The 21,649-nt window shown below is 63.6% G+C and carries 14 protein-coding genes; 11 read left to right on the forward strand and 3 right to left on the reverse strand.

All coding sequences use genetic code 11. The features are described from left to right. The first annotated feature begins 187 nt into the window (after positions 1–187). Together ACODSP_RS16985 and ACODSP_RS16990 are read left to right on the forward strand one after the other, a co-directional pair. Positions 188–2,404: a S9 family peptidase gene (locus ACODSP_RS16985; protein WP_488966750.1), complete on the forward strand. Its 2,217-nt coding sequence runs from the start codon at positions 188–190 to the stop codon at positions 2,402–2,404. A gap of 857 nt (positions 2,405–3,261) precedes the next feature. Beyond that, on the forward strand, positions 3,262–4,602 hold the full coding sequence (locus ACODSP_RS16990) for a replication initiation protein (protein WP_488966751.1): 1,341 nt from the start codon (positions 3,262–3,264) through the stop codon (positions 4,600–4,602). Between the two features lie 536 nt (positions 4,603–5,138). On the opposite strand, the gene ACODSP_RS16995 is transcribed toward ACODSP_RS16990, so the two are convergent. Together ACODSP_RS16995 and ACODSP_RS17000 are read right to left on the reverse strand one after the other, a co-directional pair. Then, the gene (locus ACODSP_RS16995) at positions 5,139–6,077 is read right to left on the reverse strand and encodes a ParB/RepB/Spo0J family partition protein (protein WP_488966752.1); all 939 of its coding nucleotides are present in this window, start codon (positions 6,075–6,077) and stop codon (positions 5,139–5,141) included. Beyond that, on the reverse strand, positions 6,070–7,020 hold the full coding sequence (locus ACODSP_RS17000; protein ID WP_488966753.1) for an AAA family ATPase: 951 nt from the start codon (positions 7,018–7,020) through the stop codon (positions 6,070–6,072). Before ACODSP_RS17000 ends, ACODSP_RS16995 begins: the two co-directional genes overlap by 8 nt. 332 nt (positions 7,021–7,352) lie before the next feature. Between ACODSP_RS17000 and rocD the strand changes: the two genes are divergently transcribed. The 6 genes from rocD to ACODSP_RS17030 all read left to right on the forward strand — a co-directional run bounded on the left by rocD (position 7,353) and on the right by ACODSP_RS17030 (position 13,377). Then, on the forward strand, positions 7,353–8,576 hold the full coding sequence (rocD, locus tag ACODSP_RS17005; protein ID WP_488966754.1) for an ornithine--oxo-acid transaminase: 1,224 nt from the start codon (positions 7,353–7,355) through the stop codon (positions 8,574–8,576). A 40-nt stretch (positions 8,577–8,616) separates the two neighbouring features. Further along, complete coding sequence (locus tag ACODSP_RS17010) at positions 8,617–9,531, forward strand: arginase (RefSeq protein WP_488966755.1); 915 nt, start codon at positions 8,617–8,619, stop codon at positions 9,529–9,531. 259 nt (positions 9,532–9,790) lie between these two features. Beyond that, positions 9,791–10,279 (forward strand): Lrp/AsnC family transcriptional regulator, encoded by a 489-nt coding sequence (locus tag ACODSP_RS17015; RefSeq protein WP_488966756.1) that lies wholly within the window; start codon positions 9,791–9,793, stop codon positions 10,277–10,279. A 187-nt stretch (positions 10,280–10,466) separates the two neighbouring features. Continuing rightward, the gene (locus ACODSP_RS17020; RefSeq protein ID WP_488966757.1) at positions 10,467–11,150 is read left to right on the forward strand and encodes a TorF family putative porin; all 684 of its coding nucleotides are present in this window, start codon (positions 10,467–10,469) and stop codon (positions 11,148–11,150) included. Positions 11,151–11,651: 501 nt separating this feature from the next. Next, complete coding sequence (locus ACODSP_RS17025; RefSeq protein WP_488966758.1) at positions 11,652–13,049, forward strand: hypothetical protein; 1,398 nt, start codon at positions 11,652–11,654, stop codon at positions 13,047–13,049. Positions 13,050–13,236: 187 nt separating this feature from the next. Beyond that, entirely contained in the window at positions 13,237–13,377 is a 141-nt protein-coding gene (locus ACODSP_RS17030; RefSeq protein ID WP_488966759.1) for a hypothetical protein, read from the forward strand. Positions 13,378–13,470: 93 nt separating this feature from the next. On the opposite strand, the gene ACODSP_RS17035 is transcribed toward ACODSP_RS17030, so the two are convergent. Next, positions 13,471–14,880, reverse strand: a complete 1,410-nt coding sequence (locus ACODSP_RS17035) for an META domain-containing protein (RefSeq protein WP_488966760.1) — start codon at positions 14,878–14,880, stop codon at positions 13,471–13,473. A 941-nt stretch (positions 14,881–15,821) separates the two neighbouring features. Between ACODSP_RS17035 and ACODSP_RS17040 the strand changes: the two genes are divergently transcribed. The 3 genes from ACODSP_RS17040 to ACODSP_RS17050 all read left to right on the forward strand — a co-directional run bounded on the left by ACODSP_RS17040 (position 15,822) and on the right by ACODSP_RS17050 (position 21,534). Continuing rightward, positions 15,822–18,629 carry a TonB-dependent receptor gene (locus ACODSP_RS17040; RefSeq protein WP_488966761.1) on the forward strand — a complete coding sequence of 936 codons (2,808 nt, stop codon included), beginning with the start codon at positions 15,822–15,824 and terminating at the stop codon, positions 18,627–18,629. 129 nt (positions 18,630–18,758) lie between these two features. Then, positions 18,759–19,802, forward strand: a complete 1,044-nt coding sequence (locus tag ACODSP_RS17045) for an EAL domain-containing protein (protein ID WP_488966762.1) — start codon at positions 18,759–18,761, stop codon at positions 19,800–19,802. A 226-nt stretch (positions 19,803–20,028) separates the two neighbouring features. After that, complete coding sequence (locus ACODSP_RS17050; protein WP_488966763.1) at positions 20,029–21,534, forward strand: tryptophan halogenase family protein; 1,506 nt, start codon at positions 20,029–20,031, stop codon at positions 21,532–21,534. The last annotated feature ends 115 nt before the right edge of the window (positions 21,535–21,649 follow it).

A 21,649-nucleotide genomic window follows, 5' to 3' on the forward strand; every position in this document is an offset into this window, starting at 1 on the left:
GCTTGAGCCCATTCGCCTCCCCGGCGAAGGCCGGGGAGGCAATTTATTAAGCTTCTGCATCTCTACAAGGAGGGCGCGGATGCGCCCGCCCGGCGCCTGAGGGCGCACGAACAAGCCAACCCCCATTGCCTTTCACCGTGCCCGGCGCGACAAGGAAAACATCAACGCCCAAACAAGAAAGAAATCCATGCGCCACCGCCTCGCCCCCCTGTTGCTGGCCTGCCTGTCCGCCCTGCCCGCCACCGCCGAACAGCTGACCATTGAGCGGGTGGTGGCCAGCCCCGCTTTGTCGGGGGCGGCCCCGCGCGGCGTGGAATTCTCCCCCGACGGGACCCGCGTCACCTATCTGGAACGCGCGGCCAGCGACGCCAGCCGCCGTGACCTCTGGGCCTATGATCTGACGCAGCGCAAGCCCGTGCTGCTGCTGGACAGCGCCGAGTTCGCCGCCGTGCCGGAAAGCGAGGAGGAACGCGCAAGGCGGGAGCGGCAGCGCATCCCCGAAACCGGCGTGACCGAATATGTCTGGGACAGCCAGGGCAAGGCCGTCCTGGTGCCCAAATCGGGCGATATCTGGCTGAAGCCGCTGGACGGCCCCGTCCGCCGCCTGACCCGCACTGAAGGTCCCGAAACCGACCCGAAATTCAGCCCCGACGGTTCCCACATCGCCTATGTCCGCGACGGTAATCTCTATGTCCAGACCCTGGCCACGGGTGCGGAGCGGGCCATCACGACCGATGGCGGCAAGAACGCCATCCTGAACGGCATGGCGGAGTTCGTGGCGCAGGAGGAGATGGACCGCGACACCGGCTATTGGTGGTCGCCCGACGGCAAATCCATCGCCTATGCCCGTGTGGATGAAAGCAAGGTGCCGCTGGTCAACCGCTACGACTATGGCGCCGACGGGGTGAAGGTCATCCCGCAGCGCTACCCGTTCGCGGGCGGGCCGAACGTCGCCATCCAACTGCTGGTGGCCCCCATCGACGGCTCGACATCCCCTGTCGCCATCGATCTCGGCCCCGACGCCGATATCTATCTGGCACGCGTGAACTGGAAACCCGATGGCGGGCTGGCGGTGCAGCGTATGTCGCGCGATCAGAAGCGTCTGGACCTGCTGTTCGCCGATGTGAAGACGGGCCGCACCCGTGTGGCCCTGACCGATACCAAATCCACCTGGGTCGATCTGCACAAGGACCTGTATTTCCTGGCCGATGGCCGCTTTATCTGGTCCTCCGAACAGTCTGGCTGGCGCCATCTCACCCTGCATGACCGGTTCGGCAAACGCCTGCACGCCATCACGCGCGGCAAATGGCCGGTGCAGAACCTGGCCGGCGTCGATGCCAAGGCCGGGATCGTCATGTTCACAGGCATGAAGGACAGCCCGCTGGAACGTCACGTCTACACGGCCCGCCTGGATGGCCGCGACGCCGGCAGCCCTCGCCGCGTCAGCCAGGGTGAGGGCTGGCACGGGGCCGTCCTGGCCGATGCCGGCGGCGCCTGGCTCGACAGTTTCTCCAGCCCCACGCAGCCACCGCAGCTCTCCCTGCGCGACCGTGACGGCAAGGTGCTGACCTTGCTGCAGGAAAACAGGGTGGAGGGGTCCCACCCCTACGCCGCCTATCTGGCCAACCATATCAAGCCCGTCTACGGCACCCTGAAGGCCCCGGACGGGGAAACCTTGCACTGGTCCATGCTGAAACCGCCCGGCGTGGACGCGGCCAACCCCGCGCCTGCCATCATCTACACCTATGGCGGCCCCACCTCCCGCGTCGTCACCAAGGGCTGGGGCAGCCGCACGACCTTGTTCCTGCAGGCGCTGGCCCAGTCGGGCTATGTCGTCTTCATGCTTGATAACCGGGGCACGCCGGGCCAGGGCAAGGACTTCCTGGATCAGATCTACAAGGGCTTCGGCACCATCGAGAACGATGATCAGGCACTGGGTGCCAAATATCTGAAAACCCTGCCCTTCGTGAAGGGCGACCGCATCGGCATCTATGGCCATTCCTATGGCGGCTACAACACGCTCATGAGCCTGCTGCGCCATGGCGATCTCTATGCCGCCGGCGTGGCCGCCGCCCCCGTCAGCGACTGGAAACTCTATGATACGTTCTACACCGAACGTTTCATCGGCATGCCCGACGCCAAGGGCGGCGTTTATGACAAGGGCGATGCGACCAAGTTGGCGGACAAGCTGTCAAAGCCGCTGCTGCTGATCCATGGTATGGCCGACGATAATGTCTTCCTCGACAACTCTGTCCGCATGGCCGCCGCCTTGCAGCAGGCGCGCAAGCCGTTTGACATGATGTTCTATCCCGGCGAACGCCACGGCTTCTACGACACCAACCTCGCCGCCCACTACTACCTGTCCGCCAAGGCCTTCTTTGACCGCGAGTTGAAGGGGAAGTAAGCAGGCGATTGAAGCATTTCCGCTTGTCATCCCACTCCCCGTCATCCCGGCGAAAGCCGGGACCCAGCAAGAGCAGCGATAGCTGCGATATGACTCATATCGGTGCTGACCGCGCCTTGGCGCTGGGTCCCGGCTTTCGCCGGGATGACGGGGAGAATGACGATTGGGGATTTGGTCGCTGTTTCTCTTTCCCCCAATTGCCTCAAATTACCCTCAACCCCCTGTTCTGTTGATTCCATCCTTTCAGGATTCATTGTTCAGGGGCCGATTCCCCCAATTATCCCAACCCCTTAACCCCTCTTCCTGTGCCGCGGCATACGGCTCTGTGTGCCATATCTTCTGAGTCCCTGTGCCAGATCACCCGGCTTCCTGTGCCATTCTGTCCGGATTGCTGCGCCAGATCTCACGGCCCCACCCTCAATCCTGTGCCACATTGCACGGCCACCCCCTCAAACCCCTTTGAGAGTCCAGGATTTCCGCGGTTCTCCGTCCCTTTTCTGTGCCATATCTCACGGTTCCTCAGGGTCGGAAGGCCCGTTCCTAGGACCGCACCCCCTGCCTGTGCCGGATTTCACGGGGGGCGGAATCCTTTCTGTGCCATATCTCACGCACCCGATTCTCCCGCGATTCTCCCGATTCCGCCATCCTGTGCCAAAGCTCACGCCCACACCGCGTCGCACGCCTTGTCACTGTGCCGGATCGCACGGGCGGGAATCGGGGATTTTGGTCCTCTCTGTGCCATCTCGCACGGGTCCAATGATTCGCACTTGATCCTGTGCCCCGGCAATGTTGCTCTGTCACAGTGACAGGGGTCACGGGTTCTTTGGCACTGAAACGGGTGCCCGGTGGGGGGACGTATGGCGGTGCAGGCGAAGGTGGTGAAGGCGGAAATGGCCCGCCCGCGCGTGACGGGCAATGTGCTGGACCTGTCCACCGACCCCACCCTGCCCAAGCCGCGCACCCAGATTGAGGTGATGGAGACGGGCAACGGCCTGACCCTGGCGGATCGCAAGCTTTTCAATGTCTTGCTGGCCTATAGCTGGGACAAGCTGTCCGATCCCGAAGCCCCCCTGCCGCCCTTTCGTGCGTCCACCGCCGATCTGCGCCGCGCCATCGGTGATGATACCGAAAGCAACAATGTCCGTCTGCGCCAATCCTTCGACCGGCTGATGCAGACCCTAGTGCGCTTCCCGTACTGGAGTGAGGCTGACCAGCAGTTGAAGGAGGGTGGCTCTCCCCTGCTGGCCTTCCGCGCCCTGCCGCGTGGGTCGGGTTATGCCGAATGGGAATTTCCGCCGAAGCTGCGCCCCCTGCTGGCCAAGCCCGGTGCCTGGGCGCGCATCCATCTGGCCATCTGCGCGCAGTTCTCCTCCAAATATTCCCTGGCCCTGTATGAGCTGTTGAGCCTACGGGCAAACCTGCGCGAACCGCGCTGGGAAGTGGCCCTGGACGATTTGCGCGAAAGCCTGGGCTGCGCCGACAAGATGCCCAATTACGCGCATTTTCAGCGCCGCGTGCTGGACCCGGCGGTCAGCGAGATCAATGAGCTGTCGGGTCTGGTCATCGACTACCAGGAACTGCGCTCCAACGGTCGGGGCCGCAAGGTCGAAAAGCTGATGTTCGATGTGAAGAAGAAATCGAACAGCGAGCTAGTGGCTACCGCCCGCATCACCGAATTCGCCAAGGCCCCCGTGGGCCGCGCCACCCCCGCCAATGGCACGCGCGACCAGGATACGCCCGACCTGGAGGATGGCCGCACCGACCGCGAACGCGGCCCTGCCGGCACCCTGGGCCTGATCCAGCGCGTATCCATGGCGGTCATCGAGGAACTGGTGGCGCAATATCCCGACGTCGATATGCAGACCGCCATTTTCAGCTGGGCCGAATGGGCCATGCGACAGAAGGAACCCTGCCGCAACCCGTCCGCCGCCTTCCGCGCCTGGCTGGAAAAACTCCATCCCGCCGTCTCTGCCCCCGTCCGCCTCACCCCGGAAGGCTCTGAACCCCCCGCCCTCTCTCCCGCCGCCCAACGCGCCCTGCAATGGTTGACCGGCGAACCCTACGCCGTCCGCGCCAAATGGTTCCGCAAGGCCCAGACCCTGGGTGCCCCCGACATGCGCGCCGCCACCGCCCCAGAGAATATCGGTCGCTGGGTGGGGCTGGTCGGCGATGAGGTGGTGAAGGGGTTGCGGGTGTAGCTCTGTGTCCGAGCCGGTCCGTAGCGCGGATTAGGCGAAGCCGTAATCCGCGGAAACCCCGCTGCCGTTGGCCCGCGTATTACGCTGCGCTAATCCACGCTACCCCGCCCCATCATGCCCAGCACTGGCAGGACAGCATTGTCTCTGCCCTTCCCTTCTCCGTTACGGTGCTAGACCGGGTTTACGTTGACTGGAATCACCCCCTATCGTCATCCCGGCGAAAGCCGGGACCCAGCGTAGAGCGGCGTCTGCCGCGACATGAATCATATCGGCGCTAACCGCGCCTCACGCTGGGTCCCGGCTTTCGCCGGGATGACGAAGAAAACGCGTTTCCAGTCAGAAGAAGTCCGCTCTAATCAGCATCGAGTTTCAGGATGTCATGTCGGGCTTCAACCGCCTGGTACCAGGAGCCTCGGCTGATGACTGATGGCCGTAGGTCGCGGGTGAGCGAACCCCGACAAGCCGATGGTCCCATTGAATGTCGGGGTTCGGCATGCACCTCACCCACGACCTACGGTGGGTGGTACCGCCCACCCTCACCCCACCAGCAGCGTTTCCAGCTGCTGCGCATACCCCGCCAGCCGTGCCTTCAGCGCCTCCAGCTTAGCCCGCTCATCGGCGCGCAGCTTGGCGATGCCCTTATCCGCCACCGCCTCGATTCCTGCCGACAGGCTCTCCTCCAGCTTGGGCAGGCCGGCGATGAACTTCTTTGCTGTAACATTTCTCACGGGTGCCTTGGCCGTGGCCGGATCACCGGCCCGTTGCAGCTTGGCGCGGTATTCCCGCGCCTCGCGCGCCGTCAGCTCGCCCTTCTTGACCTTGAGCCATAGGCTCAATTGGTCAACTTCCTCCATGCGCGCCAGTTCCAGCAGAACCGCCTTGGGCACGTCATTGTGTGATGTCACACAGTCGGTGCGGATACTGGCATGCAGGCGCAGCAGGGTCAGGGTGGTGTTCACCTCGGTCCGTGACCGGCCCAGCAGGTCGCCCACCGCTTCCTGATTATACTCATGCGTCTCGATCAGGCGGCGGATACCCTCGGCCTCTTCGACGGGCGACAAATCCACGCGCTGCAAATTCTCGATCAGGGCGATCTGATCGGTATTGGCATCGGTGGGCAGGATATGGGCCATGATCTTGGTCAGGCCGGCCATCCCCGCCGCCCGCCAGCGCCGCTCACCCGCCACCAGCATGAAGCGCTTCGGCTCCGTCGGATGGGCCTGCACCAGGATGGGGGACAATTGCCCCACCTCGCGCAGGGAGAAGCTTAGGGCCTGCAGCTCCTCCTCATCGAAATGCCGGCGCGGTTGGTTGGGATTTGGCTCAATGTCGCTCAGGCGCAGCAGCACCGTATCGCGCAGCCCATCCGCCGCCCCAAAAATTAGATCGGCACCGGGTCGGTCCAGACTGTCCCCGATGGATTTCGCCACCGCCGCCGGCTGCGGGCTTGATGGCTTGCGCCAGTTCTTAACCATTGACGATCTCCTGCGCCAGGGTGCGGTAAACCCCGATCGGGTGGCTCTTGGGCAGCATTTTCAGCGGGACGGCACCGGCATAGGTGGCCTGGTCGATCTCGGTCGAGCGTGGCACCGGCTGGAAGATGCGGGCCTTGTCGCCCAGGCTTTCCTGCAGGTCCGACAGCACCTGTTGCTCCACGGCAAAATTGCGGTTGAACATGGTGGGCAGCACGCCCAGCACTTTCAGGCTGGGATTCTGTCGCCGCTGGATCTTCGACACTGTGTCAAAAATCAAGGGGATGCCGCGCACATCATAGCGACTGGCCTTGGTCGGGATCAGCAGATAATCGGCGGCGATCAGGGCCGTGACGGTGATCAGCGCCAGTTCGGGCGGGCAGTCGATGACGATATAATCATAATCGCGCAGCACCTCCGACAGCCTCTCGCGCAGCACATAGCGCCCGTCATCGGGGTCCAGCAGGATCTTGATCTGCGCCTCGGCCAGCGCGATAGTGCAGGGCAGCATGTCATAGCCGTCGCATTTCACGATGGCCTGATGGATGCCTGTCTGCCCGAACAGCACATCCTCCAGCCCGCCCTTGCGGTCCTGCACCTCCAGCGGGTCGAGGCCGGACCCTTCAGTGGCCGTGGCCTGCTGATCGGCATCAACCACCAGCACCTTCTTGCCCAGCTCCCCCAGCGCATAACCCAGGTTCAGGGTCGTGGTGGTCTTGCCCACGCCGCCCTTCTGGTTGGCGACCGCGATGATACAGGCCGTGCGCTGGCTGGCGGCGGCCAGGAACTCTGCCACCCGTACCGGCAGCCGTTCGGCGCCAGACTCCCAGCGGCTGATGGTGGCATTATCATATTTTCGGCCCAGCTTGGCATTCACCCAGGCGGCAAAGGCGGCCTGGCTTTCACCACGGCTTTCACGAAATTGGCGCAGGTCATCGGGGGTCATGGCACCGGTCCGGGGAGGGGGCATTTGAGGCTTTGAGAATTGTCTCAAATCTCGTCCCACGTCAATCACCGAACGCAGCCATGACAGGAATTCCGTCATTATTCCGGCCTGCGCGCGGCCCCTGTGTGACGTCACACAACAACCCTTACTGTGCCAAATCGCACGGGCCACATCACCCCAATCTGCGCCCCTGTGTGACATCACACAGGTTCGGCTGTGCGCCCCCCATTGCCCGGCCCGATCCTGTCGTTTGCCCCCGAAACTTCAACCGTTTCGGCTGCCCCCGCCTGCCATGCTGAACCTAACGAACAGCACCCGCCGGGGAGAGCATCATGGACATGCGGACCAGCATCAATTCCGACGCCATTGCCGTTGAAAGGCGCTGGTGCGCGCAGAATTACAAGCCGCTGCCGGTGGTGATCGCCCGGGCCGAGGGCGTGTGGATGTGGGATGCCGACGGCAAGCGCTATCTGGACATGATGGCCGCCTATTCCGCCGTCAATACCGGCCACAGCCATCCCCGCATCCTGTCGGCACTGACCGAACAGGCGGGCAAGGTCGCCGTCATCTCCCGCGCCTTCCATTCCGACAAGCTGGGCCCGTTTCTGGAGCGTCTGTGCCGCCTGACGGGCCTGGATGGCGCCTGCCCCATGAATACGGGTGCCGAGGCTGTGGAAACCGCCATCAAGGCCGCCCGCCGCTGGGCCTATCGTGTGAAGGGCGTGGCCGCTGATCAGGCGGAGATCTTGGTGGCCGATGGCAATTTCCATGGCCGTACCACGACCATCGTCGGCTTCTCCTCCGAACCTGCCTATCGCGACGGGTTCGGCCCCTTCGCCCCCGGCTTCCGCATCGTGCCCTTCGGCGATGCCGACGCCATGGAGGCCGCGATCACCCCCAACACCGCCGCCATCCTGCTGGAACCGATCCAGGGGGAGGCGGGGATCATCGTGCCGCCCGACGGCTATCTGCGTCGCCTGCGCGAGATCTGCGACCGTCACAATGTCCTGCTGATCCTGGATGAGATTCAGTCCGGTCTGGGCCGTACCGGCCATTGGTTCGCGCATCAGCATGAAGGCATCCGCCCCGACGGTCTGTGCCTGGGCAAGGCGCTTGGCGGCGGCGTCATGCCCGTTTCGGCCTTCGTGGCGCGGCGCGATGTCATCGACATGTTCGGTCCCGGCAGCCACGGCTCCACCTTCGGCGGCAGCCCGCTGGCCGCTGCGGTCGGTCTGGCGGCCCTGGATACCATCGCCGATGAGCGGCTGGTTGAACGTTCCGCCGAGCTGGGTGCCCACATGATCGCCCGCCTGCGTGGCATCGACAGTGAGGCGATCACCGCCGTGCGCGGTCGCGGCCTGTGGGTGGGGGTGGAGATCGACCCCGCCATCGCCACCGGCCGCCATGTCTGTGAATTGCTGATGGAACAGGGGGTGCTGTCGAAGGAAACTCACGACACCACCATCCGCTTCGCCCCGCCGCTGGTCATTACCCGTCCCGAACTGGACTGGGCCATCGACCGTTTCGCCGCCGTCCTGTCGCGCCTGACGGCCTGAACCCTTTCCAATAAAAACAACAAACCTACGGAGTGACCATATGAGCGGCTGGTACGGTTTCATCGGGGTGCCCACGGATGTCGGCAACAAGGCCTGTGGTGCGGCAGAGGGGCCGGCGGCCCTGCGCGCCATCGGCCTGCCGCGTCGCATGGGCATGGTGGACCGGGGCGATGTCCAGGGCCCTGCCTATGATGGCAGCCGCGATGAAACGGGCAGCCGGTCGGTGCGCGAAACCGCCGCCTGGTGCACCGCCGTGCGCAATGCCGTGTCGGGTGTTTTCGCCGATGGCGGCCTGCCCGTCATGACCGGCGGCGATCATGCCATGGCCCTGGGCTCCGTGGCGGCCGCCGCCGAGCATGCGCGCCGTCAGGGCAAGAATTTCTTCGTCCTGTGGTTCGACGCGCATCCCGATTTCAATACGCCCGAAACCTCGCCGTCCGGCAATACCCATGGCTATCCGGCGGCGCTGGCCTGTGGCATCGGCCATCCCGCCCTGCTGCGCGTCGGCGCCTTCACGCCGCTGCTGCGCCCCGACCGTCTGGTGCAGTTCGGCATCCGCGACATTGACGAGGGGGAGCGGGCGAACCTGCGCCGGTCCGGTATCGAGTTCCACGAGATGCCGGCGGTGCGCGAACGCGGCCTTGCCGCCCTGGTTGCCCACACGATCAGCCGCATCCAGGCGGCGGGTGGCGGCCATGTCCATGTCAGCTTCGATATCGACGCGCTGGACCCCAGCGTCGCGCCCGGCGTCGGCACGCCCGTGCCCGACGGCTTGACCCTGGATGAGGCGGTGGATGCCCTGCGCCTGTTGGGCGCCTCTGGTCTGGTACAGTCGCTGGACATCGTCGAATATGCCGCCACCCAGGACCAGGGCAACCGCACGGCCCATGTCGTGGAACATCTGCTGGCCGGCCTGATGGCGGGCCGGGAAGGGCGGACGGCGCTGGTGGCGTAGAGCTTTGGGTGAGAGAAGACGTTGCAAGAAGAAGCCGCCTCCCCGGCGAAGGCCGGGGCCCAGGGGCCCCAAGCATCAACCTCTTCACATGCCGTGATTTCCGCCGCATCAGCGTTGGGCGCATGGCCCCTGGGCCCCGGCCTTCGCCGGGGAGGCGGCAGAAGCGGCGAGGGGGGCGCCAAAATCCCCAGATAAGCCGGATTGGCATAATCCCTCCATCTCCGCTACCCTGGCCACCCCGCCACCACCCGGACCCGCCATGCGCCGCCGCCTTGATCAGATCGACTTGCGCATCCTGACAGAGCTGCAGGCCGATGGCCGCATCACCAATCAGGCCCTGTCGGAACGGGTGGGCCTGTCGGCGCGGCCCTGCCTGGAACGGGTGCGCCGGTTGGAACGTGAAGGGCTGATCACCGGCTACCGCGCCGTGCTGGATGTCCGTCGGCTGCAAAGCTGCATCACGGTCCTGGCCCAGATCGCGCTGGAACATCAGGGCCGCCACGGGCGACAGCTGTTCGAACGCCGGCTGGCCAACACGCCGGAAGTGGTGGAATGTTTTGAGGTCAGTGGCGAGTTCGATTACATCGCCAAGCTGATCTGCCCTGATATCGACGCCTATCAGGAACTGACCCAGGGCTGGATCGACGATACGGAGCTGGGCGTCAGCCGTGTGACCTCAAACATCGTCCTGCGCCCCGTGCGTGACCAGGCTCCGACACCTTTATTCGGTGCCGATCAGGAAGGCTGAAGTATTACTATTGAAAATCAAAATCAATAGCAGTCTCTCTGCCGATATATCCCAATGAACAGCATGAAATTCCCAAGCCACCTCGTATCTTTGATCCGGGTCATGCTCCCCTGTGGCAATCTTATACCAAGCCGCCGGATGGCGGCGCCCGGCGTTTGAGGGAACATAAAGAAAAAAGGTCGATAGGATGGTTACGCGGTTGGCGGCTTTGGCGTTGGTGGCGGGTCTCTGTGCGGCCCCGGCCTGGGCAGATGTCGAAGGCTCGGTCAGCCTGACCAGCGATTATATCGACAAGGGCCTCTCCCAATCCGATGGCCATGCCGCCTTTCAGGGCGGGCTGACCTGGACGCATGAAACGGGTCTGTTCCTGGCCGTGGACGGCTCCACCGTCGATTTCAACGATGGCACCGATGCCGAATTGAACCTTGTCGCCGGCTATCAATGGGAATGGGACAAATGGGCCCTGGTGGCGGGCATCAGCCGCACCCATTATGCCGGCGCGCCCAAGGGCGCGGGCATGGACCTTTGGGAATTCGCCCTGGCCGGCTCGCTCGACCTTGAAACCCATCAATGGGAAGCGGAAATGGTCTACAGCCCCGATGATGGCGGGGCCGGCAACGCGCTTTACCACCGCATCGCCGTCACCATCCCTTTCGCCGACCGCTTCGCCATCTCCCCGCATCTCGGCCACCAATGGTATGACCGCAAGGATGTCGGCGGCCCCGCCTACTGGGAATGGGGTGCCGAACTCTCCTACGCCCTGGCCCCCGCCACCATCGGCATCGCCTATACCGACACCAGCCTGAAAAGCGAACCCGGCTGCAAATGCGGTGGGCGGGTGGCGGCGTTCGTGACGGTGAGCTTCCCGTAAAGGGGGGGAGGGCGTGCCGTCCGTGCTCCCTTAGAGTGCTTTGACGGGCACTAAGGGCCATGGACCATGGTCCGAGGCTCTTGTTATCACCTGTTCCAGGCCTTCCCCCGTGTTAGCGGCGCGGCTGCATTATGCCCAGGTACGGCAGGGCCAGAAAGGCCCTTATCCATTCCTTTCTTTTTGATCCGTCCTGTTCCCCGGTGCCATTGCCCGCTCATGGCTCCAACTGTCTTGTTGGACGTGTGGGATTGCCGGCATGCGCCGGGTTGACGAAGAAAACGCGCATCCAGTCAACAGAAGTCTGCTCTAAAGCGCGGAAACGCATGCACTTATGCCAAATTTAAGTTGATTTTGCATGAGACGCTTCTTCAGAAGTGGTGTATATGGCTTATATATATTTATAATTGAATTATACTCATAAATAAATCTGCATACTAGACGTCTTCCCATGTTGCGACGGTGGGGAATAGCTCCTGGTAAGAACAGAAGTGGGGTGGGCAGATGCGTAATCTTGGAACTGCATGTATCCTGGCGACGGTCCTGCTGTCGGGATGCGCAAATCTCAACACGATCAGTCGGGTAACCGACCTTCCGGCCACGTCCTCCGAAGGGTCTGGCGGTGGGGGACAGACCGGTGCCGGGGGCAAGGCGATCCATCTGGATGCGTTTCAACGCCTCGTGATCGCCAATGGTGATGGCAGCACATGCGCCGAACCCAGTCCCGATGGCATGGCCGCCTACGCGGCGGCGCTGGGATTGTCGGGCAGTGTTCCGGGGTCAGGTGCCGGCTCTCTCTCGGCGTCGGCACAGCAGACGGCAGCCATGATCGGGCTGCGTACACAATCAATCACCTTGATGCGCGACGCACTCTTCCGCCTGTGCGAGGCGCGCGCCCAGCGGAAGGGCCAGTCGGACGTCAGCGAAACCATGCTGCTTCAACGCAGTCAGGACCTCACAGCCGTCGTCGTGGCCGTGGAGCAATTGACCGGGGCGGTTATGGCCAGTCAGGTCCTGTTGGGCGGGAGCGCCGGTGCGGAGTCACAGGCGCAACTGGTGGCGAACCAGCAGATACTGGAAAGCGTGCGGAAAACGGAAACCGACCGGCAGCAGGAGGTAGCGGCTGCCCTGACGGCGTTGAACGACCTGAAGACCAAACGTGACGCCGCTCTTACCACTGCCCAGGCGTCGGATGGGGCATACAAGGAGGCGGCTGGTCAGACGCCTGCGCCGGCGAACCTGCCTACCCTTGAAAGAAAGATGAAGGATGATGCGACTGCTCTTGCCGCAGCGGTTGAGGCGGTCGGCAAGGCCGAGAAGCAGCACGAACTGGCGACACAGTTGCTTGCGGATGCCCGTAAGGTTAGGGAAGCGGTGGAACGCAATCAGGATGGTGCCCTGACCCAGGCCGTCACCCATGTCACCGGTAACGGGCAGTTTACGCCCAACGCTTCGCGGGGTGGGCTGAGCGCGGAGACCGTCGGGGCGGTTTCCCAGGCTGTCCAAGGCATGGTCGAGGCCGTGTTGAGGAAAGATTATCTACTGCAAGCTTGTACCGTGTTCCTGACGAGCGCGAATGCACCCAATCCTCAATTTGCCGCAACGATGACCCTGTGTAATTCCGTTGTTGATGTCAAAGTGAAGGCCGAAGTCGTTGAACAGAATCTTCAGGAGCAGCAACTTCGTGCTTTGGGGAGGCTGTCGACATTCGGTGCTGTTGATGACACAGATTCCAGAAATGTCGAACGCATCAAAGCGGCACTTGCGGTAGAGGGTGGAAGGGCCAGGGTCCAAGCTTGGATGAAGAGGGTTCTCCCCAATTATACCATCACACAGCTGACCTATGACGCTTCGCTGGCGCAATATAGAAAGCAGATCATCGACGAGAAGATCGTCCAATAAAGCTGCTTTGGTTTGCATCATGCTGGAGCGTATTTGCAGTACCCGGAAATACGCTCTCGCTTTCAGTTACATAGGCATTGGCGCTGCATTTGCGGTCTGGCTTCACGTGGCAGGCGCCGCGCAATAGCAACCGCCATCCGCGCTTCTGTCGCCAACCGGAACCAGCTCTGGCAAATGGAGAGGAAAAATGACGGATACTATTCTTGAAAAAGTACCTGCGGAACAGGTGGGCAGTGTTGTTCAGTCCTTCGTCAGCAATGACGATGCGACCAAGATCATCTGTACCCGGCAGTCTGATGGTACCTGGACGGTGACTGCCAAAACCTGATTGGCCATCCCCCGTTTGCTGGTCAAAAGGATGGCGCATGGGCCAATATGTGTTTTCGGTCAGCCGAAAGCCCTTTTCCGCACCCTGCTAACCCTACGGCCCCCCCACCCGCCGTAGCTTGATCTCCGCATCATCCAGGCCCGACAGCACCAGCAGGCCGCCCTCGTCCAGCGTGTGGCGCTGGATGGAGCGGAGCGCCGAGAGGAAGGCCTGCTCGCGCTGCATGATGTCGCGCGGGCAGGCCATCATGGTGCTGGCGGCGGAACGGCTGGCGATGGTGATGCCGTTGGCGTCGGCGCGGAAACGGGCCACGAAGCGGTTGCATCCGGCCTGTCCCGTCACCTCGCCCGCTGCGGTAAAGCGCATGGCGGGTGCATTGTCGGCGGGCACGTCCTTGCCGTTCAGGGACACGGCCTGCCATTCGCCCTGCGCCAGGAATGACGCTGCCGACCCGCCGCACCCGTCCAGGGTCTGGCCCTCCACCTCCACCCGCACCCGGTCGGGCAGGGGGGTGGCGGTGCGGTCATCCAGGCAGGTGCCGGGATTGATGGTCACCCTCAAGTCGCCCTCGCCCAGCCTTCCCTCATAACGATAGCCATCGGCCAGCAATTGCCGGTCGGGCAAGGAAATCCGCGCGATCTGCGACGTTCCTGTGCCAAATCTCACGAGGTCGAGGCGGTCCGTGCCGATGCGCAGGGTCCAGCCGGGGCTGTATCCGCGCGCCTCATACTGGCCCGGCGGGCTGGTTTCGGTGAAATCGGCCTGGGCACAGGCGATCTCGGTCTCGGGACCCAGCGACAGGCGGGCATTGCGCCCCTTGCTCCAGAATTCGATCTCCCGCCCGTCCGCCATCTCCCCGGTATAGCGCGCGCCCGAGGCTGACAGCGCCCGGTCCAGGCGGTGGGTCTGCCCGTCGACCGTTAGGTCCAGGCTCCCCTCTTCATAGAGCGCCACCACCTCGCGCTCCCCGCACTGGAACGGCACGCCGGGCGGGCGCGGGGCCGCCTCCGCGCCCGATGCGGGGGCGGAGGGGCCAAGGGGGGAAGGTGGGGGCACGGGCGGTGGTGCGGCGGCACGGGTCAGCCAGAGCGTGCCCAGATCATGCAGGCCCGTGCCGGGATCGATGACATGGGCGCTCTGGATGGACCAGAGGGGGCGACCGCCCGCATCCTGGATGATGGCGCGCACGGCATAGCGTTCGCCGGCCTTCAGCTTGGCCGCCACCGCCGTCAGGCGGAAGCGCAGCGGCACCTGCTGTCCGGCCAGATCGATGCTCTGCCGGGCCAGGACGGGGGCGGCGGGATCGGCGGCCATGCCCGGTTCGGCCAGGGTGACCAGCAGCGTGGCGCCAGGCGGCAGGGCGATCCGCTCGCGATAGGACAGCTCACCGATGATAGTGACCAGCGGTCGCGCGGCGGATGAACTGGCCGGGACGGGCGCTGCCAGGGCAGGGGGCAGGACGGCGGGCAGGATCAGGCAGGCCCCCGCTGTCAACAATGCCATCCCATAGCAGCCGCGCCGCATGCTCTGTCCTGTTCCTGTCTGATCCGGGCGCCGATGATGCCGCCATGGCCGCGCGCATGCCAGTTTGAAATGCGGGCGGACCCCCGAATTCCGCGCCGGCTGCCCCCATCGCCGACGGTCAGAGCGTATTTCCGTTGATCGGGAACACGCTCTATCATCTGCTGAGATTCAAGAGGCTCCCTGACCAACCTATTGAAATTAATATATTGCCTCCCCGGCGAATGCCGGGGCCCAGGGGCCAATGGCATCAACTTTCCCACCTGCCTTGCTATCAGCAGTATCCGCGTCGGGCATTTGGCCCCTGGGCCCCGGTCTTCGCCGGGGAGGCGGGTGCTCTCAATCCCAGGGCCCCCAACCTTTCGTTTTCCTTAAGGCGCCGCCGGAGCTGCTTCCGGTCAGCCGAAAACAAGCCCCCACAGTGCGCCCCATCACCCCCTAATGACAATGGAGCAGGTGAATACGTATGCGTCGCAACGCAGCAAGCGTATGCATACGTATTTTCGCGCTCACCGTTTTTCTTGTTTGTAACTAAATTCGAGATGCGACATGGCCGGAACAATTGGGACCTTTACGGGCCCCTTTGTCGGTGCCGACGGGAGGAAAAGGTGCCTGCATAAGAAAAAGGCACCCGAATTCTTTGCCAGCCGAATAATCAAGGGCGGCCCTGCGGCATTCAATAAAGACCAAGGCCTGTTGCGGGTGAAGTTAGTCGTCGCGTCCGCTTGTCAGGGTTGTTGCGTGTTCGGACAGGGTCCCGGCATTCCCGCTGCGTAAAGTGGTGGGTCATGGGAGCCGTGTGTCCAGTCCGGGCGAAAGTCGCTCGCGGTCAGGAACTGCGCCCCGAACGGGGTCAACAAAGAACAATGGCGTCGGTGACGCTTAGTCGATGGGGAGTGAGAGGAATGTCCAAGGTTCATCCAATGCGTTTCGCGTTGCTGGCGACGGTTGCCGGCACTGCCATGCTGACGGCCGGCGCCGCGTTCGCCGCCGATGACAGCATCGTGACCCAGCGCAGCGAGACCCAGGTGGCCCAAGCCGCCCCGGCTGCTGCCGCGCCCGCCGCCGGTGGCGACCTGCTGGAAGAGATCATCGTCTCCGGCTTCCGCCAGTCGCTTCAGGCCTCGATTGAGCAGAAGCGCAACGCCACGCAGATCGTGGAAGTGATCACCGCCGAAGATATCGGCAAGCTGCCCGATAATTCCATCGCAGAATCGATCGCCCGCCTGCCCGGTTTGGCGGCCCAGCGTATCGATGGCCGTGCGCAGTCGATCAGCCTGCGCGGTCTGGGCCCCGACTTCACCACCACGCTGCTGAATGGCCGCGAACAGGTGACGACGGGCAATAACCGCTCCGTGGAATTCGACCAGTATCCGGCCGAAATCTCCTCGGGCGTCGCCGTCTACAAGACCTCGCAGTCCAACGTCATCGGCCAGGGTCTGGCCGGTACGGTCGACCTGAAGACGATCCGCCCGCTCGATTATAAGGATCGGGTGCTGTCCGTCTCGGCCCGTACCGAGTATGTGACCAATGGCAAGCTGAACAGCGACAGCGACGAATACGGCTATCGCTTCTCTGGCACCTATATCGACCGTTTCGCCAATGACACGATGGGCATCTCGCTCGGCGTGTCGCACCTGATGCAGCCGACGCAGATCAAGTCGGCCCGTTTCTGGGGCGATGGCAATTATCCGGGCAGCGGCACCCAGACGGAGCCCTGGATCGTCGGCGGCGCCGAAGTGCGCGCCAATTCCCAGACGCTGAAGCGTACCGGCGTCGTCGCCACCTGGCAGTGGGAAGCGTCGGATAACTTCACCAGCACCGCCGACTTCTACTATTCGAAGTTCGACGATGTGCAGTATCAGCGCGGTGTGGAACTGCCGCTGTTCTGGTCCGCCGCCACGCTGGCCACCGCCGGCCGCACCCAGGAAGACGGCCTGATCACCGCCGGTTCCTTCTCGGGCGTCAAGGGCGTGGGCCGTTCGGACATCCGCACCACCAAGGCCGACCTGTACTCCGCCGGCTGGAACGGCGTCTATAACAAGGACGCCTGGACCGTCACCGGCGATATCGGCTACAGCTCCGCCGACCGCAAGTCGTCGCGCTTTGAGGCCTATTATGGCACGGGCCGTGGTTTGGTGGGTGCCGGTGCGACCGACACTGTCGGCTTCACCTCCGCCCCGAATGATTTCGGCTGGCAGCTGACCAAGGGTCTGAACTATGCCGATCCGAACCTGATGCTGCTGACCGATCCGGGCGGGTGGTCCGGCGGTTCCATCGGCACCCTGGATCAGAACGGCTATCTGAACACGCCCACCATCGATGACGAGCTGTGGTCGGCCCGCCTGGATGTGAAGCGCGAGATCGAAAGCAACGCTTTCTCCGCCATCACCGCCGGCGTCAACTACACCGACCGTCAGAAGAACTACACGCAGCCGGAATGGTATGTGGTCACCACGGCCAACGTCCAGAACCCGACGGCGCAGCGCTCCATCGCGGTTCCGGCCTCCTCATTGCTGAAGCCGACGGACCTGTCCTGGATCGGTCTGGGCGATACGCTGGCCTTCGATCCGCGTGATCTGCTGGCCAACGGCACCTACTCGCTGGTCAAGTGCCCGCGCAACAATTGCGTGAATGATCTGGCCTATCAGATCAACGAGAAGGTCTGGACCGGCTTTGCCAAGGTCGATCTGGATGCCATGCTGGGTCAGGTCAAGCTGACCGGTAATGTCGGCGCCCAGTATGTCCATACCGATCAGTCCTCGACCGGTCCGGCCATCGCCAGCAACGGCACCTTCCGCATCCGCACCGAGGGCGCGAAGTATTACAACTTCCTGCCCAGCGCCAATCTGATCTTCACGATGCCGAACGAGGATCACAAGATCCGCCTGGCGGCCTCGCGTCAGATGGCCCGTGCGCGTCCCGATCAGCTGTCGGCCCTGTCGACCTTCAGCTTCAACCCGGCCTTCGCCAACAACACCTCCATCGACTTCTCGCCGTGGAGCGCTGGTGGTGACGGCAATGGTAACCCCAAGCTGAAGCCCTGGGTGGCGGATGCCGTCGACGCGACCTATGAATTCTACTTCGCCGATGCCGGTTACTTTGCCCTGAACACCTATTACAAGTGGCTGAAGACCTACATCTACAACGAACGCCAGATCATGGACTTTACCGGCTTTGACAGTGGCACTGTCACGCCGCGTATCTTCCAGGGCTATTCGAACCTGCCGGCCAACGGCAATGGCGGCGACGTCTACGGCTTCGAGCTGGCGCTGTCCCTGCCGTTCGAGCTGATCAGCGAGCGTCTGGATGGCTTCGGTCTGACCAGCAGCTTCGGCTACACCAAGACCTCGATCCAGCCGAACCCGAACGATCCGGTTCAGCCGATCCCGGGCTTCTCGAAGTACACGTCGCAGGCCACCTTCTACTACGACAAGGACGGTTTCCAGGCCCGTATCTCGGCCAACCACCGCTCCAAGTTCCTGGCAGAAGTGACCGGCTTTGGTCAGTCCCGCGCCCTGCGCATGGGCAAGGGCGAGACCATTTACGACGCCCAGGTGTCGTATGAGTTCCAGGAAGGCTCCCGCCTTGAGGGTCTGACCCTCATGGTCCAGGGCTACAACCTGTCCAACGAGCCCTTCATCGCCTATGGCCGTGGCGACACGCGTCTGGTGGAGCGCTTCGAGGATTACGGGTCGCGCTACCTGCTGGGTGCGTCCTACAAGTTCTGATCCTCCCTCCCTCTGCCCCCGCCGGTTCCTGCCGGCGGGGGTTTTCTTATCGGGAACCCTGGGTCCAGATACCAACCTTGATAATCGCGCGGCCAGAACGAGTTTCCTTCCAAATTTGGAGGAATCCCCATGCACTGTCCTGAATGCGAGAAGATCAAGGCGCTGGTCCATGCCGACAACCGCCTGCTGCTGGCCCCGCCCACATCCCATACCCGGTCCAAGCTGCTGGAGATCGCCACCCGCCGCCGTCTGACGGTGGTGGATACCGAGGATCCATCCTGCTTGGATATCCGCCTGACGCGCGGCGATATGGATGCCTTTCTGACGGACGCCAATGGCAGCCTGTCACAGGAGGAGACGGATCATTGCCGTGCCCTGCTGCTGGACGGGGACAAGGTGCCGGCTTTGTCCGATTACATGTCCACGCGCACGCTGCGCTGGCTCATCGCCGCCGTGAAGGGGCAATGGCTGGTGGGCATGCTGGAACAGGACCGGCTGTTTTCCATGCTGCAGCCCATCTGCCGTCCCGACGGCACGGCCTTCGGGTATGAGGCGCTGCTGCGGGGGCGGGAGGCGAATGGCGATATCGTCTCGGCGGGATCGCTTCTGTCGGTGGCGACACAGACGCAGCTGCTGTTCACGCTGGACCTCGCGGCCCGGCGGGAGGCGATCAAGGCCTTCGCGGCAAAGCGTGCGCCGGGGGCCAAGCTGTTCGTGAATTTCAACCCGTCCAGCATCTATGACCCGGCCTATTGCCTGCGCACCACCCACAGTTTCGTGCGCGACATGGGCCTGACGCCGTCGGACATCGTGTTCGAGGTGACGGAAACCACGGAGGTGAAGGATCAGGCCCATCTGCGCGGCATCCTGGCTTTCTACCGGCAATCCGGCTTCCGCGTGGCGCTGGATGATATCGGGGCCGGCTTTTCGGGCCTGAACATGCTGCAGGAGTTGCGGCCGGATTATGTGAAGATCGACATGGCCCTGATCCGGGGCATCGACCAGGACCATTACAAGCAGAGCATCGTGCGCCATCTGATCGGCATCGCCGCCGATACCGGGGCGCGCATCGTGGCCGAAGGGATTGAGACGGAGGCGGAACGCGCCTGGGTGACACAGGCCGGGGTGGATTTCCTGCAGGGCTACCTGCTGGGCCGTCCCGCACCGGTGTAAGGCTAACGTGCGTTTGGTTTGGCCCCTACTCACCTCTCTTCCTCTCGTCATCCCGGCGAAAGCCGGGACCCAGCGAGAGCGGCGACAGCCGCGACATGACTCATATCGGCGCTGACCGCGCCTTGACGCTGGGTCCCGGCTTCCGCCGGGATGACGAAGGGAGGGGAGGGGGGTACTCTTCCTTTCCCCTTACCCTGACATTCCCATCGCATTCGGGCAGACCAACATGCACAAACCCATTCGCAGCATCGTGATCGTCGGTGGCGGTACGGCCGGCTGGATGTCGGCGGCGGCCCTGGCCCGTGTGGCGGGCAAGACCCACAGGCTGCATCTGGTGGAATCGGAGGAGATCGGCACCGTCGGGGTGGGGGAGGCGACGATCCCGCCCATCGCCACCTTCAACCGCGTGCTGGGCATTGATGAGGATGAGTTCCTGCGTGCCACCAACGGCACCATCAAGCTGGGCATTGAGTTCAAGGACTGGTACCGCCAGGGCCATCGCTACATGCACGCCTTCGGGGCGCTGGGCCGGCCCCTGGGCATGACCCATTTCCACCATGTCTGGCGCCGCGCGCATGCGCTGGGGCTGGATGGGGACTGGGAACAGTATGTCTACAATACCGTGGCCGCCCGCGCCCTGCGCTATGGCCGTCCGGGGCCGCAGCGGCGCACGCCGCTGGAACCGTTGACCCATGCCTTCCATTTCGATGCCGGCCTTTATGCCGCCTTCCTGCGCCGCTTCGCCACCGAACGCGGTGTGGTGCGTACCGAGGGCAAGATCCGCCGCACCCTCCTGAACGCCTTCAACGGCCATGTGGAGGCGGTGGAGATGGAGGATGGCACGCGGATTGAGGGCGACCTGTTCATCGATTGCTCCGGCTTCCGGGGCCTTTTGATCGAGCAGGCGCTGGGCACCGGGTTCGAGGACTGGTCCCACTGGCTGCCGTGCGATCGCGCCTGGGCCGTGCCGTGTGCCAATGGCGGCGAATTCACGCCCTACACCCGCTCCACAGCGCATTCGGCGGGCTGGCAATGGCGCATCCCGCTACAGCACCGCACCGGCAATGGCCATGTCTTCGCCAGCCGCTATATGGGCGAGGAACAGGCCCGCGACATCCTGATGGCCAATCTGGATGGCACGCCCCAGGCGGAACCCCGCCTGCTGCGCTTCACGGCGGGCCGGCGGAAAAAGATGTGGAACCGCAATGTCGTGGCCGTGGGCCTGTCCAGCGGCTTCCTGGAACCGCTGGAAAGCACGTCGATCCATCTGGTGCAGTCGGCCATCACCCGCATCCTGATGGCCCTGCCCAATGACGGGATCGACGCGGTGGAGGTGGATGATTTCAACGAGAAGGCGCGCGCCGAGTATGAGCGCATCCGCGACTTCATCATCCTGCATTACAAGGCCACCGAACGCGACGACAGTCCATTCTGGCGCGACTGCCGCGCCATGGACGTGCCCGAGGAGCTGGAACGCCGCATGCGCGTCTTCGCCTCCCATGGCCGCGTCTCCCGCGTGTTCGATGAACTGTTCCTGGATGTCAGCTGGATTCAGGTCTTCTTAGGACAGGGCGTGATCCCGCGCAGCTGGCATCCGCTGGCCGATCAGTTGAGCGAGGCGGAGCTGAAGGAATTCCTGGGCGAGATCAAGGCGATGATCGGCCATGAGATGGCGGCCCTGCCAACCCATGCCGATTTCATCGCCCGCCATTGCGCCACCCGCCCCTCCTGACACCAAACCCGGCGGTTCCCATCCGCCGGGCCGTCCCGGTCACGCTGACCGGGTTCTTGCTCCCTCAAGGGAAACTGCGGCCGGGGGGGGGGGGGGGCGGCGGGGCCCCTGACCC

It is taken from the genome of Niveispirillum sp. FG156 (assembly GCF_057809555.1).

Coding starts and splice junctions, on each gene's coding strand:
- ACODSP_RS17010 (WP_488966755.1), top strand. CDS start 8,617: ATGAGCGGCTGGTACGGTTTCATCGGGGTGCCCACGGATGTCGGCAAC.
- ACODSP_RS17050 (WP_488966763.1), top strand. CDS start 20,029: ATGCACAAACCCATTCGCAGCATCGTGATCGTCGGTGGCGGTACGGCC.
- ACODSP_RS17020 (WP_488966757.1), top strand. CDS start 10,467: ATGGTTACGCGGTTGGCGGCTTTGGCGTTGGTGGCGGGTCTCTGTGCG.
- ACODSP_RS17030 (WP_488966759.1), top strand. CDS start 13,237: ATGACGGATACTATTCTTGAAAAAGTACCTGCGGAACAGGTGGGCAGT.
- rocD (WP_488966754.1), top strand. CDS start 7,353: ATGGACATGCGGACCAGCATCAATTCCGACGCCATTGCCGTTGAAAGG.
- ACODSP_RS16990 (WP_488966751.1), top strand. CDS start 3,262: ATGGCGGTGCAGGCGAAGGTGGTGAAGGCGGAAATGGCCCGCCCGCGC.
- ACODSP_RS17025 (WP_488966758.1), top strand. CDS start 11,652: ATGCGTAATCTTGGAACTGCATGTATCCTGGCGACGGTCCTGCTGTCG.
- ACODSP_RS17035 (WP_488966760.1), bottom strand. CDS start 14,880: ATGGCATTGTTGACAGCGGGGGCCTGCCTGATCCTGCCCGCCGTCCTG.
- ACODSP_RS17015 (WP_488966756.1), top strand. CDS start 9,791: ATGCGCCGCCGCCTTGATCAGATCGACTTGCGCATCCTGACAGAGCTG.
- ACODSP_RS16995 (WP_488966752.1), bottom strand. CDS start 6,077: ATGGTTAAGAACTGGCGCAAGCCATCAAGCCCGCAGCCGGCGGCGGTG.
- ACODSP_RS17000 (WP_488966753.1), bottom strand. CDS start 7,020: ATGACCCCCGATGACCTGCGCCAATTTCGTGAAAGCCGTGGTGAAAGC.
- ACODSP_RS17040 (WP_488966761.1), top strand. CDS start 15,822: ATGCGTTTCGCGTTGCTGGCGACGGTTGCCGGCACTGCCATGCTGACG.
- ACODSP_RS16985 (WP_488966750.1), top strand. CDS start 188: ATGCGCCACCGCCTCGCCCCCCTGTTGCTGGCCTGCCTGTCCGCCCTG.
- ACODSP_RS17045 (WP_488966762.1), top strand. CDS start 18,759: ATGCACTGTCCTGAATGCGAGAAGATCAAGGCGCTGGTCCATGCCGAC.